This is a genomic window from Pandoraea apista, assembly GCF_001465595.2.
Classification (GTDB): Bacteria; Pseudomonadota; Gammaproteobacteria; order Burkholderiales; family Burkholderiaceae; genus Pandoraea; species Pandoraea apista.
The window spans coordinates 3,467,158-3,482,571 of the sequence record NZ_CP013481.2; the positions used below are offsets into that span (position 1 = coordinate 3,467,158).

Genomic DNA, 15,414 nt, shown 5'->3' on the forward strand with positions numbered 1-15,414 from the left:
TCCCCGGAAGACAAGCGAGCCGATTGACAGGCCGTCCTGGCAATGGGTTCTATCGGATGTCGAACGAAATGGCAGAGCGCCAATGTTGCGAGATTACCGCTTGGCATCTCACCGCGAGGGAGATCGCCAGACACGCCGGACAGAACAGCGCGATTTTAGCAAAGCTGAGACGTTGCGGCCGTACGCCCCACCCATAACAGGGTCATTGCGGGGAATGCCGTCGGGGCACTGTCGTGACGTAGCCATACTGCTATGTCGCCTTACCGCTATATCGCCGTGTCGCCGTTTAGCCGTGTCGCCGTTTAGCCGTTTAGCCGTTTAGCCGTATCGGCCCGTCGTCGCGTCACTGTGTCGGCCCGTCGCGGTGCCGGCAGGTCACCTTGCGCGGCCTGCCCGCTTCGGCAAGCGATCCGGTCAACGGGTCACCCGATCGCTTCCACCTCCAGCCGGTAGCCAACGCCTGTTTCGGTCAGGATGTGCTGAGGCTGCGCCGGATCGGCCTCCAGTTTCTGGCGCAGATGTCCCATGTAGATGCGCAGGTAGTGATTGCTCTCAACGTGCGAGGGCCCCCACACTTCCTTGAGCAATTGGCGATGTGTCAGCACGCGCCCCGCATGCCGCACCAGCGTGACCAGCAGCCGGTACTCGATGGGCGTCAGGTGAACGGGCTCACCGGCACGCGTGACCTTTCGTCTCGCCAGATCGATGTTGATATCGCCGAACGAAAACGCCTCGTCGAGCGTCTCGGTGTTTCCACCGCGATGATGCCGCCGCAATTGCGCCCGAATCCGCGCAAGCAGTTCCGACACCCCGAATGGTTTGGTCAGATAGTCGTCGGCGCCCACATCGAGCGCCACCACCTTCTCGGCTTCCTCATTTCGGGCGGACAGCACAATGATCGGCATATCGGTCCAGCTTCGCACTTCCCGAATGACCTCTACACCGTCAATATCCGGCAGTCCCAGATCGACGATAAGCAGGTCGGGCTTGCGCGTGGCAGCCTCGACCATGCCCTGCCGCCCTGCCTCGGCCTCGTGCACGACCATGCCTTCGGCTTCCAGCGAAGTGCGCAAAAACCGTCGGATCTGCCGTTCGTCTTCAATCACCACAATGGTGATGGTGGGTTCACTCATGTTGTTGCGTAGCGTTTGCGCCTGAGGCGCTGGGTGACTGCGGGCCTTCGCTGTGACGATCCGTCATGTTCGGCTCGTCCTCGTCAACGCCTTCGGGCGCGTCCGGAGCCACAGGCGGCGTTTCCACCGGCAGCGTGAAGACGAACCGGGCGCCGTGACCGTCTGGCACATTGGTGGCGTGGATTTTACCGCCGTGCGCCTCGACAATGGCACGACAAATCGCCAGTCCCAGGCCAATGCCCGGTTTGGCGGACTCCTTCTCCCCTCGCATGAATTTCTCGAAGATACGGCCTTCCATTCCTGCCGGCAGGCCGGGGCCATCGTCGCTCACACTGACTTCGACGTCGTCGCCCTGCACATGTGCGGCAATCTCGATATGAGACCCCACCGGGGAGTACTTCGCCGCATTTTCCAGAAGATTGGTGAAGAGTCGTTCGAGCAGCACAGCGTCGAAGCGCAACAGCGGAAGATCGGCGGGCAGCCGGGTCGTGACCTCATGCCCGGCAAGCACACGGCGGCTAGCGCGTAACGACGTACCCACGACCTCCTCGAGCATTTGCCATTGACGGTTGAGTTGCACCCCGCCCGCCTGCAACTTCGCCATGTCGAGCAAATTGGTCACGAGGCCCGTCATGCGCTGTGCTTCTTCATGAATGGCGTCGACGAGTTCCGTGCGCAATGGGCCCGGTGTCTGCGCATTCCGGCTGAGCATACTTGCGAAACCCACAATCGACGTGAGCGGTGTTCGCAGATCGTGTGAGATCGCCGAGAGCAGCGAATTTCGCAGACGTTCGGACTCCATGGTCACCAGCGCGTCCTGAGCAATTTCCACGTAATGCACGCGCTCCAGCGCCAGCGCGATTTGTGCCGCAAACGTATCGAGCAGACGTTGCTGCTCCGGTGTGCCGATGGCACCGCTACCTTCGGGTTCCGGCGCCACCACCAGCACGCCACGCGTGCGCATGGGTGCGCGCAGCGGCAGATAGTAGGCATCCGATGCCGGCAACGTGTTCGTGCCCCGCCCCGCAGCCTGTTGACGATCGTAGACCCACTGAGCGACATCGGTATCGATATGCGCCGGCATGGTCTCCGCACGCGCATTCTCTACCGGCTGCCGCACGCTGCTCTGGCTGTCCGGCAACAGCAGCGCCACACGCGCCTGGAACACTTCGCGCACATGACGCGAGCCGATTTCCACGATCTGCGGCGTAGTGAGCGCCGCCGCCAGTTCGCGCGCCATGGCATACACGGCCCCTGTGCGGCGTTCACGCCAGGTGGCCAGTTGCGCCTGGAAACGCAGGCTGGTCGTGAGATGGCTGATGACCAGCGCCACCGTCAGCATGACGGCGAATGTCAGCAGATACTGAGTATCTGACACCGAAAGCGACATTTTCGGTGGCACGAAGAAAAAGTCGAACGACACCACCGATAGAAAGGACGCGAGTACGCCCGGCCCGCGCCCCAGGCGCATGGCGGCGACGATCACGCCGAGCAGATACAGCATGGCAATATTGGCGAGATCGAGGAACGACGTGAGTTCCGCGGCGGCTAACGACACCGCGCCGCAAATACCGACCGCCCACGCATACGCCCGCCACGGGCCGCCAACGAGCCCCAACTCAGGCACTGTCTCGAACCAGTCGCGCCAGTCGCCGCGCACCACGCGCCTGTCTGCCGTCGGGTCTCCGGCGGCTGGTCCGATCAGCACGACATCGACACCGCGTGCGTGCCGCAGCAACTGCTCGTGCAGCGGCGTACGTGCGGTCCACCAGCGCCGCGCACCGCTCGCACCGACTACCAGCTTCGAGACGTTACGCATTTGCGCATAGGCGAGAAGCGTGGTTGCCGCTTGCGCACCGTCGAGCGTGAGCGTTTCCGCACCCAGTTCCTGCGCGAGTTTGAGCGTGGTGTAGGTGCTTTCGCGACGCGCCGCCGGCTGCCGCAGAATCTCAGGCGTTTCCACGTGAACGGCCAGCCAGTCGGCCCGCAGACTCGCCGCCAGCCGCGCGGCCGCACGCACCAGCGCCACGCCTTCGGGCCCGGGCCCAATGGCGACGAGAAGCCGCTCACGTGCTTGCCAGACCTGACTGATCGACTGATCGGCGCGGTATTCGCGCATCTGCGCGTCGACACGGTCGGCCGTGCGGCGCAGCGCCAGTTCGCGCAGCGCAATCAGATTGCCCTTGCGAAAGAAATTGCGTACGGCGCGTTCGGCCTGCGCAGCCATATAGACTTTGCCCTCGCGCATGCGCTCGAGCAATTCGTCGGGCGGCAGGTCGACCAGTTTCACCTCGTCGGCGAGATCGAAGACCCGGTCGGGGACTGTCTCCCACACGCGAATGCCGGTGATCTGACCCACCACGTCGTTGAGCCGCTCCAGATGCTGCACATTGAGCGTGGTGTACACGTCGATGCCGGCATCGAGCAGTTCCTGTACGTCCTGCCATCGCTTCATGTGGCGCTCGCCCGGCACATTCGCATGGGCCAGTTCATCGATCAGCGCCACGGCCGGTTTGCGTGCGAGCATGCCGTCGAGATCGAATTCGCGCAGCACACGTCCACGGTAGTCGATCGACTTCTGCGGCAGAACTTCCAGCCCTTCGAGCAGGCGTGCCGTTTCCTCGCGGCCGTGCGTCTCCAACACACCGACCACTACGTCGGTGCCCTCCTCGCTCAGCTTGCGTGCGGCTTGCAACATCGCGAACGTCTTGCCGACACCGGCAGACGCACCGAAGAAAATCTTCAGCCGCCCACGCTGATCGCGCGCATTGTCGCGTTGCAGCTTGTCGAGCAATTCGTCAGGATCGGGGCGTTCCATGCCAACCATCGGATCAGTCCACTGTAAGGGCGCGGGCCACGCCAGGCGGCGCGGCAACCATCAAACGACCGGTTACCCAGTGATGCAAAAAGCGGCACGCGCCAGGGCGTGCCGCCAATCTACCGCAGGACCGCGGGCAAGACCAGCGATTCACTGGCTTCCCCGGCTTGCAGATACGCTTTTCAGACGCTGCCGGGCGCCAGTCCGTCCAGCGCGAGGTTGAGCTTCAGAACATTCACACGTGCCTCTCCGAAAATGCCCCATTGGCGGCCTTCGGTGTAGCGCGCCACGAGCGAGCGCACGGCGTCGGGCGTGAGACCACGCGCCTTGGCGACGCGGGCGACCTGATAGTCGGCGGCGGCCGGGCTGATTTCCGGGTCGAGGCCGCTGGCCGACGCCGTGACCAGATCGGCGGGCACCGGCAGCGTGGCACTCGGGTCGGCCGCGCGCAACGCCGCGATGCGGCCCTTTACGGCGTCGGCGAGTGCCGGGTTGAGCGGACCGAAGTTCGAGCCCCCCGACGCCGTGCCGTTGTTGGGCATCGGCGCCGTGGCCGACAGGCGGCCCCAGAAGTACTTCGGTTCGTCGAAGTTCTGACCGATCAACGACGAACCCACGGCCTTGCCGTCCTTGTAGATCAGGCTGCCGGCCGCTTCGCGCGGGAACGCCGCCCGGCCAATGCCCGTCACGACCAGCGGATACACCAGGCCCGTGATGACCGAGAGCACGACGAACAGGCTCAGCATCGGGCGCAAGAGGGTTTTCATGACGTCTATTCCTTAGAGTTTCAGCAATGTGGCCCGGACACACCACCACGGTGGGCATGTGTGTCCGGATGCCCCGCGATCAGGCCCAGCCCATCGCGGCAATGAACATGTCGATGACCTTGATACCTACGAACGGCACCAGAATCCCGCCCAGACCATAGATCACGAGGTTACGGCGCAGCAGCGTCGCGGCGCCGAGCGGGCGATACTTCACGCCCTTGAGCGCGAGCGGAATCAGCACCACGATGATCAGCGCGTTGAAGATCACCGCCGACAGAATGGCCGACGACGGACTCGCCAGACGCATCACGTTGAGCGTATCGAGTTGCGGATACGTGGTGGCGAAAGCCGCCGGGATGATGGCGAAGTACTTCGCCACGTCGTTCGCAATCGAGAACGTGGTGAGACTGCCGCGCGTCATCAGCATTTGCTTGCCGATCTCAACGATCTCGATCAACTTGGTCGGGTTCGAATCCAGATCGACCATGTTGCCGGCTTCCTTCGCCGCTTGCGTGCCCGAGTTCATCGCCACCGCCACATCGGCCTGTGCGAGCGCCGGGGCGTCGTTCGTGCCGTCGCCGGTCATCGCGACCAGCTTGCCTTCGGCCTGATACTTGCGAATCGTCGCGAGCTTGGCCTCCGGCGTGGCTTCAGCGAGGAAGTCGTCGACACCCGCCTCGGCCGCAATCGCCGCTGCCGTGAGGCGGTTATCGCCGGTGACCATCAGCGTCGTGATGCCCATCTGGCGCAGTTCGGCGAAACGTTCCTTGATACCGCCCTTGACCACGTCCTTCAGTTCGATCACGCCCAACGCGCGAGTGCCATGCCCGTCTCGCTCCGCAACCACCAGCGGCGTGCTGCCACGGCGGGCAATCTCGTCCACCGACGTGGCCAGCGCGACCGGCCAGACACCACCCGCCGACTCCACGTACCGCTTGACGGCGTCGGCGGCGCCCTTGCGGATCTGCTTGTCGGCGAGATCCACGCCACTCATGCGCGTTTGTGCGGTGAACGGAATAAAGACGGCGTGCAGACCGCTCATCTCGCGCTCACGCAGATTGAAGCGCTGCTTGGCAAGCACGGCAATGCTGCGGCCCTCCGGCGTTTCGTCGGCCATCGACGCCAGTTGTGCGGCGTCGGCCAGCGTACGCTCGTCCAGACCCGGGGCGGGCACGAACTGCGACGCCTGACGATTGCCCAGCGTGATCGTGCCCGTCTTGTCGAGCAGCAGCACGTCGACGTCGCCGGCCGCTTCCACCGCACGGCCCGACGTGGCGATCACGTTCGCCTGCATCATGCGGCTCATCCCGGCCACACCAATCGCGGAGAGCAGCCCGCCGATCGTGGTCGGAATCAGACACACCAGCAGCGCAACGAGCACCGTAATCGTGACCGGATGACCGGCCTGCGTGACGAGCACGCTGTAGATCGAGTACGGCAACAGCGTGGCCGTAGCGAGCAGCAGCACGAGCGTGAGCGCGACGAGCAGAATCGTGAGGGCGATTTCGTTCGGCGTCTTCTGACGCTTCGCGCCTTCCACCATCGCGATCATGCGGTCGAGGAATGCCTCGCCCGGGTTGACCGTCACCTTCATGACCACCCAGTCCGACAGTACACGCGTGCCGCCGGTCACCGCCGAGAAGTCGCCGCCCGATTCGCGGATCACCGGGGCCGATTCCCCCGTGATGGCCGATTCGTCGACCGACGCCACGCCTTCCACCACTTCACCGTCGGCCGGCACCACATCGCCGGCTTCCACGAGTACGAAGTCGCCGCGCCGCAGGCTGGCGCTGTCGATGACCAGACATTCCGCGTCACGACTGGCGGCGCGCAGTTGCTTGGCCGGCACGTTCTTCTTTGCCTGACGCAGCGATGCAGCTTGCGCCTTGCTGCGCCCTTCCGCCAGTGCTTCGGCGAAGTTCGCGAACAACACCGTGAACCACAGCCAGAGTGTGATGGCGAGGATAAACGGCGCGCTCGCCTCGGCGTGACCCGCCAGGGCCATGCCGTAGAGCACGGTCGTGAGCAGACTGCCGACATACACCACGAACATCACCGGGTTCCTGGCCTGAGTGAGCGGATGCAGCTTGCGGAACGAGTCGACGATGGCCGGCTTCACGATCGCGGGGTCGAACATCGACTTGGTCGCCGACGTGTGACCTTCGCCGACCGGCCGGGTAACGGTATTTCCTGAGGTTTGATTCATGAGTGCCTCGAATGCCTCATTTCAATATTCAATGCGCGCCGATCATCGCCAGATGTTCGGCGACGGGACCGAGTGCAAGCGCCGGTACGTAGGTGAGCGCGCCCACCAGCAATACCGTGCCGAGCAACAGCACTACGAACAGCGGACCGTGCGTGGGCAACGTGCCTGACGTTGCGGCAATCCGTTTCTTGCGGGCGAGTGCGCCGGCAATGGCCAGCACCGGCACGATCACCCAGAACCGGCCGAACCACATCGCGACCGCCAGCGTGTTGTTGTAGAACGGCGTGTTGGCCGACAAACCGGCAAACGCGCTGCCGTTGTTGTTCGCCGCCGAGCTATAGGCGTAGAGAATTTCCGAGAAGCCGTGAGTGCCGGGATTTGCAACGCCCGCCTGACCTGCCGCGGCAAGCACCGCGACGGCGGTACCGCACAGCACGAGCAGCGGCGTCATGAGAACGGCGACGGCGACCATCTTCATCTCGAACGCTTCGATCTTCTTGCCGAGGTATTCTGGTGTGCGCCCGATCATCAGTCCGGCCACGAACACCGCGAGCATTGCAAAGACCAGCATGCCGTACAGGCCCGAGCCGACCCCGCCGAAGACCACTTCACCCAACTGCATCAGCAACATCGGCACCATGCCGCCCAGCGGCGTGAGCGAGTCGTGCATGGCGTTGACCGCACCGCACGACGCAGCCGTCGTCACCGTTGCAAAAATGCCCGACGCAGCGATACCGAAGCGCGTCTCCTTGCCTTCCATGTTGCCGCCGGCCTGCGTGGCGCTTGCTTGCTGGTCTGCACCAAGCGTCGTCAGCACAGGGTTACCGGCTTGCTCGGCTGACACCGTGGCGACCGCGGCAATTGAGAATGCGATCGTCATGGCGGCGAGAATCGCCACTCCCTGACGACGATCGCCCACCATGCGGCCAAATGCGGAGCAAAGCGCCGCCGGGATCAGGAAGATCGCGAGGATCTGCAGGAAATTCGACAGCGGCGTCGGGTTTTCGTACGGGTGAGCCGAGTTCGCGTTGAAGAAACCGCCACCGTTCGTGCCGAGCATCTTGATCGCTTCCTGCGAGGCGACCGGGCCCATCGGCAGTGTTTGCGTCTGTGTCACGGCAGGCGTCGTCACCGGCTTACCGGCGGCATCGACCTTCGGCTGACCGTCCGGGCCAAGCACCGGATTGTCGTAGTGCGTAGCTTGCAGCGTGCTCACGTCCTTATAGGCGTCGAAATTCTGAATCACGCCCTGACTCATGAACACGGCGGCGATAACGATCGACAGCGGTACCAGAATGTAGAGCGTAATGCGGGTCATATCGACCCAGAAATTGCCGATCGTCTGCGCCGTGTGGCGCGCGAAGCCGCGAATGAGCGCAATGACCACCGCGATACCCGTAGCGGCCGACATGAAATTCTGAACGGCCAGACCGAGCATCTGCGTCAGATAGCTCATGGTCGATTCGCCCGAGTAGCCCTGCCAGTTCGTGTTCGAGATGAAACTCACGGCCGTGTTCATCGACGAGTCGGGCGTCACGGCGCCAAACCCTTGCGGGTTGAGCGGCAGCCAGACTTGCCAGCGTTGCAGCGCGTAGACCGCGAAAGCACCGAGGGCGTTGAAGCCGATCAAAGCCAACGCGTAGGCGCGCCAGTGCATTTCCTTTTCGGGATCGATACCGCACAGGCGATAGAGCCCGCGCTCCAGAGGCGCGAACCAGCGGTTCACACGAGATTCGCCGGCGAGAACGTCGGCCATGAAATGGCCGAGCGGGCGAGCCAGCACCAGCAGCACGACGAGGAATACGCCGAGCTGAATCCAGGCATTGACTGTCATGCTAGGTCCTCCGGCTTGAACAGCGCGTAGACGAGATAAACGAGCAGCGCGAGCGTGAGTCCGCCGCTCAGCCAGTACATGGCTGTCATTGCTGCCCCCCTACCGACGCGCAGAACGCGACAAAGCCGACGGTCGTGGCAGCGAACACCGCGATAACGCCGAGATATAACCAGTCCATGACAACTCCCTATCGTGTGGCGGCCGGCACGCCACGGGCGCGACGCGCCTTCGCATGCACATGCCAGCCGTGAACTGAACGATACGGATCGGCGCGTAAAGACGGGGACAAAAGGGATAAAGGGGGTGTAAACAACGCGTAAACAAAAAGCCCGCCGATATCGCTATCGGCGGGCTTCAGACCTGGTTGTAGACGCGAGCGTAGCGGGCTCTCTGCCCGCCGGCGCCTCAGCCGCGTGTCATTCGGTCACTTGCGACCCTTTGTGCCAAACCTCGATCACCTCCTTGCTCGGCTCGAGGTTCAGGTTCACGTTACGCGGAGGAATCGGTTGCTGGAACCACTTGCGCTGGAGGCGACGGATCTCGCCCGAGCTGAAGACGTGGGCGAGCGTCGTATCGACAAAGCGTTTGAATTGCGGATCGTCGCGGCGCAGCATCAGCGCGTTGAGCTCTGTCTCCAGCGGCGCACCGACGATGACAAAGTCCCCCGGCTCACGTGCCGTTGCGCGCAGACCGGCGAGCAGCACGTCGTCCAGTGCGAACGCTTTGGCGCGTCCGGTTTCTAGCGTCATCATCGATTCGCCATGATCGCGAGCAGGAATCACACGGAACCCGCCCTTGTCGGCCTGAAGGCGTGCCAGGCGCTCACCGGTGGAGCCGGCCGATGCCACGAGATTCTGCCCCTTCAGGTCTTCGAGACCGCGAATATTGTCCTTCTTGTTCACCAGCAGGCGAACCTCCGAGACATAGTACGGATGACTGAAGCCGACCTGTTCGGCACGTTCCGGCGTAATCGTATTCGGGGCGCAATCGAGGTCAACCGTACCGTTCTTCACCAGCGGAATGCGGTTCTGCGGGGTAATCGACATTTCGCGCACGCGCAGATTCGGCATATTGAGGGCCGACTTCACGGCGTCGACGACCGCGTAGCAGAGATCCATCGTGTAGCCGACGGGCTTGCCCTTGTCGTTCACGTAGGCGAATGGAATGGCGGCTTCGCGGTAACCAAGCGTGATAAGGCCTGTGTCGTGAATTTTCTTGAGGGTGCCGGTCAGATCGCCGTTCAGCGTGGGCAGCGCGACGACGGCGTCTGCCTTGGCGGGGGCGGCCATGGCCGTCGATACCGCACCGGCGGCGGCAAACCAGACGGAGAGACCTAATGCGACGCGTTTGGCGGCGACTTTCCAGTTGACTTCAGCGAAACCGTTCACAGCAAATTCCTATCGGATTAACAGCACGATAGGAATTTACAGACATAGGGCCCGGAGGGCAAAGAAACCTTAGTCATTAGCTTATGCAGGCGGCGACGGGAAGCCATTACCGGCGACTACGCTTCCAGATGCTCTCGCATCAGTTCGTCAAACCACTCCATAAAAACGGTCAACCGTCGCGAGCGCTGACGACGGTGAGGGTACAGCAGCGAGACTGGCATCGACGCCGGCCGGTGCGCTGGCATCACCTCCACCAACTCCCCCGAGTCCAACAGGTATTGCACATCGAACCGCGGAATCTGAATCAGTCCCAAGCCAGCCCGACAACAGGCAATGTAGTCCTCGGCGTTGTTCGTCACCACACGGCTGGGAACGTCCACAGTGCATTCGACGCCCTCTTCACTCAGGTACTCCCATGGCAACTCCCGGCCCGTTGTGGGCGAGGCGTACCCCACCATCGCATGCCCGGCGCTCAGTCCATCCGGGTGCTCGGGAACGCCGTTTTCCTTCAAGTAAGCGGCACTAGCACAATTGATCAATGCAATCGTACCTAACAATCGCACCACAAGACTGCTGTTATGCAAGCTCCCCACGCGCACCACGCAATCCACGCCGTCTTGCACAAGATCGACAGCACGATCGCTCGATCGCAACATCAGTCGCAAATGTGGGTGCCTCTGCAATAGCGTCGGCAATGCCGGCGCTATCAGTCGACGCGCGATTCGACTGGGCACGTCGATCTGAAGCAGACCCGATACCTGACGCTGACTGGCATGGAACAGCGAATCGATTTCCTCCACGTTTGCCAGTACCGCGCGCACACGTTCGAGCAGCAGCGCACCGTCAGCCGTTAGTCGCACCTGACGAGTGGTCCGGTGCAGCAACCGAGCGCCTACCTCGCTCTCCAATTGCTGTATGGCGGCAGACGCCGAGGCACGCGGCACATCCAACGCATGCGCCGCTTTGATGAAACTGCCCATCTCGGCAACCTTCAAGAAGACTCGGTACCGGTCAAATCTATCCATGTTCGCCTTTGCCGCTGCGCCTTATTCGGCGCAGAACGAATTGTCTCTGGATGTTGATTCCCTACGGAAGATCGTTATCCCTCATGGACGAGTGTCGCACACCGCTCACTTCGTGGTGTAGCCGCCGTTGATGAGAATTGTCTGCCCGGTAATCCACCAGCCATCGCTGACAAGGTGACGAATAAACGGCACAACGTCTTCGATGTCGGTGAGTCCGGTCTTGCTAAACGGGGACAGCGCCGCAGCGGTTTTGTGGTAAGCCACGGCATCCTCCCCTTCGGCGGGATAGAAGAACGGCGTGTCCATCGGGCCCGGCCCGACTGCCGTCACCGAAATGCCGCGCGCGCCCAACTCCTTGGCCGCCGCACGAGTGAAATGCTCCACCGGTGCTTTCGTGCCAGCGTAGGACGCGTAGAACGGCGTGAAAGCCCCTAGCAGCGAAGTCACCAAGGTCAGGACTTTTCCATGGTCGTTGACGTGCTTTCCCGCCTCTTTGAGGAAGAAGAACGCCGTCTTCGAATTGACTGCACTCATCTCGTCGTATTCGGCTTCGCTAATCTCGACCAGCGGCTTCTTTAGCACCTTGCCTACCGTATTGATCGCAATGTCCGGGCGGCCAAATGTCCTGACGGTGTCGGCAAACAGTTTCTCGACGGCGGCAGCAGTGCTGAGGTCTGCTTGAAAAGCGACTGCCTTGGCGCCCAAAGCCTCGATTGCAGCCACGGTCTCGTCCGCATGGGCTTTGCTGGCCTGGCTGTTGTAGTGGACTGCGATGGCTTTGGCGCCATGCTGTGCCAAGTCGCGAGCAATCAATCCGCCCAGGTTCTTCGCACCCCCTGCGATCAGAACCACTTTGCCCTTTATCGAGTGATCGGCCATCGGAATCTCCTTCACGAATAGGTCGCGTGTTAAACAATGAGGATCCCAATCTACCCCCTATCCGCCGGCCTACCAATTCCCAAATTCAGGATAGACAATCCAGAAAATCGTTCTAATGCGACGCGCGCTTCGCGGGCCAGCGAACTGGTGCTGGTCGAAATGAGGCGAGGCGTTAGCTCCCGGGAGGTTGAGGGGAGGCCGAGGCATCGTGTTCCGTGGGTTTAGGAAGCGGGTCAGGTTTAGCATCCCGACCTGAAGCGGCACCGTAGCGGGCACCGGCGGCCCAGACAGCGAGCACATCGGCGGACAGGCCGAGATTCAGGTTGTGCCCGAAGGGCGGCACGGCGGTTTGAAACGATTCGCGTTGAAGTCTGGCGACTTCGCCGTTGCGGAACATCTCGGCGAGTGCGGCGTCTACGCTGGCCTTGAAGGCGGGATCGTCCTTCGGCAGCACCAGAGCGTAGTACTCAGGGCGATCCGACAGCGGTGGCCCGACGATTTCGAAGCGATCGGGCGACTTGCTCGTGGCGCGCAGCCCTTCGAGAAGCACGTCATCGAGTGCGAGCGCTTGAGCCCGATGTTCGCGCAGCATGCGAAACGCGTCAGCGTAGTCGCGTGCCATGAGCAGTTGGAAGCCCGCACGGAGGTGGTGGGCTCGCACGAGCCGCTCAGCGGTGGTGCCTTGCACAACAGCGAGGCGGAGCCCCCGCATGTCGTCGACGGACGCGATACCTGCGCCTTTCCTCACCAGCAGGCGAATGTTCGCCGCATAGTATGGAAGGCTAAAAGCCACCTGCTTTCCCCGCGTTGCCGTGACGGTCGACGGTGCGCAATCAATGTCAATGGCGTCGCCCTTGATTAACGGGCCGCGCATCTGCTCGATCACGCGAACAGGTGTCACGCGCAGGTCTCGCATCGCCAGCTCGCGTTGCAACGCGGGCACGATACGTTGGCAGAGTGCCCATGCCAGCCCCGTGGGTCGATCATTCGCGTCGACGTACGAAAACGGTACAGCCGTCTGCCGATAGCCGAGCACGATGCGACCTCGCTCGCGAATACGTGCCATCGTGGGCGCCACGTCAGACGTCGCAGATAACGTAGCAACCCTATCGCCCAATGCCGGCGAATCCTCCGCATACTGCGGCAACGGCAGCCCCACCGTATTCACGCGTGGCAACCCTGGCATCGGCGGCTCTCCGGCGCGCGCCATGACGGGGGCCACAATCGCCAGCCCGGCGATCGACGTCAGCAGAAAACGAAGGGATTTACGTAGAAGGCCCGCGACACCAGCCGCAGACGAGGACGAAAACAACGGGCAAAGAGGCAGGGACATAGTCGGCATGGGGCCTGGGGCCAGGGAGGAAAGTGCCCATACCTTAGAACGCTCCCTCTCCCGCTTTCCCCCGTCACACGCCTTTTAAGACTTTTCCCTTGGAACGAATTTCGATAATCAGCGCGTCTGTGCCAACAGCGTTTGCAGCAGCCGCTCGTCGTCATCCAGCGTCGGTGCGGTGTTGTCGAAACGAATGAGTCCGGGGAACGCCGCGGCGGGCGGCAGGAAACGGCGTACACGGTACTCGTCCCAATGCGCGAGCTTGTAAGCGTCGTTCGGATTGCCGCGATGCTCGATGCGCGCCTTCGCTTGCGCCTCGTCCAGATCGACCCAGACCACATGAACGCCCACGTCGTCATCGATACCGAGCCATGCACGGTCGAACAACAACCCTTCGCGCAACTCGCGAGACAGCGGCCCGACCACCAGAACATTCACACCGAGGCGCAGATTCTCCCGCGCCGTCTCCAGCAGTCCGGCATACTCCGGCTCGCGCAGCGTCTGCAAATACAGCGGACTGTCCCGGTCATTCGGATTACCGGTCAGCGCGCCCATTACCGACGCGCTGTAATCGCCGTAAAGCGTATCCTTGTCCAGCAGGCAAAACGCCTCGCCGCTACGCGCGATCAACGGTCGGATCAACCGCTTTGCGAGCGTTGTCTTGCCTGCACCCGAGTGACCGCAAAAGAAAATGAGGCGGGTCATGATTGCGCCTTGCGCTCGAACATCACGAAATGCTTACGGACCGGCTCCACCACTTCGAACACCCCTTCGAAGCCCGCCGGGATCACACAGGCGTCGCCCGGCCCGAACTCCGACACGTTACCGTCGAGATCGCTGATACGAATACGGCCCTCGATCACCGAGAAATACTCCTGACGATGCGCACCGAAAGCGATGCGCCACGCGCCGACCTCACACGTCCATTCCCCGCAATCGAACTCGCCCAGCGCATCGGTGTAGAACGGACGCGTTACCCGTTGCGGATTGCCGCTCACGCGGCGGGCCTCAGCGGGATGATCGAAGATGGCTTCGCCCGCCTGATCGGGCGCAAAGGTAATCAGAGAAGGAGCAGTCATCGGCGTGCCGTCGGTGAAGAAAAGAAAAGGAAGTGGGCTTAGTTGAGCGCCGCGCTCAGCTTGCGTCGCCATACGGCGACCGTGGCCGGATCGGTTTCGGACAGCGCATCGAAAATGGCCAGCATCGACTTGCGGCCGGCGTCGTCGCCAAACGAACGGTCGCGCTGCACGATATCCAGCAACGTCTGCAAGGCCGGCTCGTATGCGCGGTCGGCCAGATAACGATTCGCCAGATCGAGCCGCGCCTGCAAGTTATCCGGCTCAGCCGCCACGCGCGCGAGTAATGTCTGCGCGGGCGGCAAATGGCTCGCCTGCTCCGCCGCAGCGATGCGCGTGGTCAGCGCGGCGATGCGGGCGTCACCGCTCGCGGCCGTACGCGGCGAAAGCAACGTCAGCTCCGTGCGCGCACTCCCGACGTCGCCCATCCCCAGCAAAACGTCGACGAGATCGAGGCGCACGTCGTCATGCGCAGGGTCCAGCGCAAGCGCGGCCTGCAACGCATCGCGCGCGACCTCCGGCTTGCCCTCTTGCAAAGCCCCACGCGCCACGCGACGCGCCATCTCCGCCGGATTCGGCACCACGCGGTCGATGAACGCGCGCAGTTGCCCCTCGGGCAGCGCCCCCACAAACTGGTCCACGGGCTCGCCGTCCACGAACGCCACCACCGTGGGCAGACTGCGCACGCCGTACTCCGCGCAAAGCTGTGCGTTCTCGTCAGCGTTGATTTTCACAAGACGAATGCGTCCCTGGGCTTCCGCCTCCAGCTTTTCCAGCAGCGGGCCAAGCACGTTGCATGGGCCGCACCACGGCGCCCAGAAGTCGACCAGCACAGGCACCTGATGCGAGACGGACAGCACGTCGGTGTCGAAACTGGCGAGGTTGGTATCGATCATAGATTCGTATTGAGCATGGTAAATTGCGTTTACAGCGGCCGTTACTTATCGAATACGGC

General features: G+C 62.7%; 13 protein-coding genes. All 13 read right to left on the reverse strand.

Translation table 11 applies throughout. The features are described 5' to 3' along the window. Nucleotides 1-422 precede the first annotated feature (422 nt). A complete protein-coding gene (gene kdpE / locus AT395_RS15835) occupies nucleotides 423-1,133 on the reverse strand; it encodes a two-component system response regulator KdpE (protein ID WP_042116545.1) in 711 nt (236 codons plus the stop codon). Further along, nucleotides 1,126-3,951, reverse strand: coding sequence for a sensor histidine kinase (locus tag AT395_RS15840; protein WP_048629748.1), 2,826 nt, complete (start codon nucleotides 3,949-3,951; stop codon nucleotides 1,126-1,128). Before AT395_RS15840 ends, kdpE begins: the two co-directional genes overlap by 8 nt. 182 nt (nucleotides 3,952-4,133) lie before the next feature. After that, a complete protein-coding gene (gene kdpC, locus AT395_RS15845; RefSeq protein ID WP_048629731.1) occupies nucleotides 4,134-4,718 on the reverse strand; it encodes a potassium-transporting ATPase subunit KdpC in 585 nt (194 codons plus the stop codon). Nucleotides 4,719-4,797: 79 nt separating this feature from the next. After that, nucleotides 4,798-6,924: a potassium-transporting ATPase subunit KdpB gene (kdpB, locus tag AT395_RS15850; RefSeq protein ID WP_042116547.1), complete on the reverse strand. Its 2,127-nt coding sequence runs from the start codon at nucleotides 6,922-6,924 to the stop codon at nucleotides 4,798-4,800. A 28-nt stretch (nucleotides 6,925-6,952) separates the two neighbouring features. After that, a complete protein-coding gene (kdpA, locus tag AT395_RS15855) occupies nucleotides 6,953-8,758 on the reverse strand; it encodes a potassium-transporting ATPase subunit KdpA (RefSeq protein WP_042116549.1) in 1,806 nt (601 codons plus the stop codon). Beyond that, nucleotides 8,755-8,847 carry a K(+)-transporting ATPase subunit F gene (gene kdpF, locus AT395_RS15860; protein WP_064675054.1) on the reverse strand — a complete coding sequence of 31 codons (93 nt, stop codon included), beginning with the start codon at nucleotides 8,845-8,847 and terminating at the stop codon, nucleotides 8,755-8,757. Before kdpF ends, kdpA begins: the two co-directional genes overlap by 4 nt. Nucleotides 8,848-9,174: 327 nt before the next feature. After that, on the reverse strand, nucleotides 9,175-10,146 hold the full coding sequence (locus AT395_RS15865; RefSeq protein WP_224787451.1) for an amino acid ABC transporter substrate-binding protein: 972 nt from the start codon (nucleotides 10,144-10,146) through the stop codon (nucleotides 9,175-9,177). Between the two features lie 116 nt (nucleotides 10,147-10,262). Beyond that, the gene (locus AT395_RS15870; RefSeq protein WP_048629732.1) at nucleotides 10,263-11,171 is read right to left on the reverse strand and encodes a LysR family transcriptional regulator; all 909 of its coding nucleotides are present in this window, start codon (nucleotides 11,169-11,171) and stop codon (nucleotides 10,263-10,265) included. Nucleotides 11,172-11,276: 105 nt separating this feature from the next. Next, nucleotides 11,277-12,050, reverse strand: a complete 774-nt coding sequence (locus AT395_RS15875; RefSeq protein ID WP_048629733.1) for an SDR family oxidoreductase — start codon at nucleotides 12,048-12,050, stop codon at nucleotides 11,277-11,279. Nucleotides 12,051-12,222: 172 nt separating this feature from the next. Beyond that, entirely contained in the window at nucleotides 12,223-13,236 is a 1,014-nt protein-coding gene (locus AT395_RS15880; RefSeq protein WP_048629734.1) for an amino acid ABC transporter substrate-binding protein, read from the reverse strand. Nucleotides 13,237-13,500: 264 nt separating this feature from the next. Then, nucleotides 13,501-14,088, reverse strand: a complete 588-nt coding sequence (locus AT395_RS15885) for a P-loop nucleotide/nucleoside kinase family protein (protein ID WP_042116554.1) — start codon at nucleotides 14,086-14,088, stop codon at nucleotides 13,501-13,503. Then, a complete protein-coding gene (locus AT395_RS15890; protein ID WP_048629735.1) occupies nucleotides 14,085-14,462 on the reverse strand; it encodes a cupin domain-containing protein in 378 nt (125 codons plus the stop codon). Before AT395_RS15890 ends, AT395_RS15885 begins: the two co-directional genes overlap by 4 nt. Nucleotides 14,463-14,500: 38 nt before the next feature. Beyond that, nucleotides 14,501-15,352, reverse strand: a complete 852-nt coding sequence (gene trxA, locus AT395_RS15895) for a thioredoxin (RefSeq protein ID WP_048629749.1) — start codon at nucleotides 15,350-15,352, stop codon at nucleotides 14,501-14,503. Between the last annotated feature and the right edge of the window lie 62 nt (nucleotides 15,353-15,414).

Coding starts and splice junctions, on each gene's coding strand:
- kdpB (WP_042116547.1), bottom strand. CDS start 6,924: ATGAATCAAACCTCAGGAAATACCGTTACCCGGCCGGTCGGCGAAGGT.
- AT395_RS15840 (WP_048629748.1), bottom strand. CDS start 3,951: ATGGAACGCCCCGATCCTGACGAATTGCTCGACAAGCTGCAACGCGAC.
- AT395_RS15875 (WP_048629733.1), bottom strand. CDS start 12,050: ATGGCCGATCACTCGATAAAGGGCAAAGTGGTTCTGATCGCAGGGGGT.
- kdpE (WP_042116545.1), bottom strand. CDS start 1,133: ATGAGTGAACCCACCATCACCATTGTGGTGATTGAAGACGAACGGCAG.
- kdpC (WP_048629731.1), bottom strand. CDS start 4,718: ATGAAAACCCTCTTGCGCCCGATGCTGAGCCTGTTCGTCGTGCTCTCG.
- kdpF (WP_064675054.1), bottom strand. CDS start 8,847: ATGACAGCCATGTACTGGCTGAGCGGCGGACTCACGCTCGCGCTGCTC.
- AT395_RS15885 (WP_042116554.1), bottom strand. CDS start 14,088: ATGACCCGCCTCATTTTCTTTTGCGGTCACTCGGGTGCAGGCAAGACA.
- AT395_RS15880 (WP_048629734.1), bottom strand. CDS start 13,236: ATGCCAGGGTTGCCACGCGTGAATACGGTGGGGCTGCCGTTGCCGCAG.
- AT395_RS15870 (WP_048629732.1), bottom strand. CDS start 11,171: ATGGATAGATTTGACCGGTACCGAGTCTTCTTGAAGGTTGCCGAGATG.
- kdpA (WP_042116549.1), bottom strand. CDS start 8,758: ATGACAGTCAATGCCTGGATTCAGCTCGGCGTATTCCTCGTCGTGCTG.
- AT395_RS15890 (WP_048629735.1), bottom strand. CDS start 14,462: ATGACTGCTCCTTCTCTGATTACCTTTGCGCCCGATCAGGCGGGCGAA.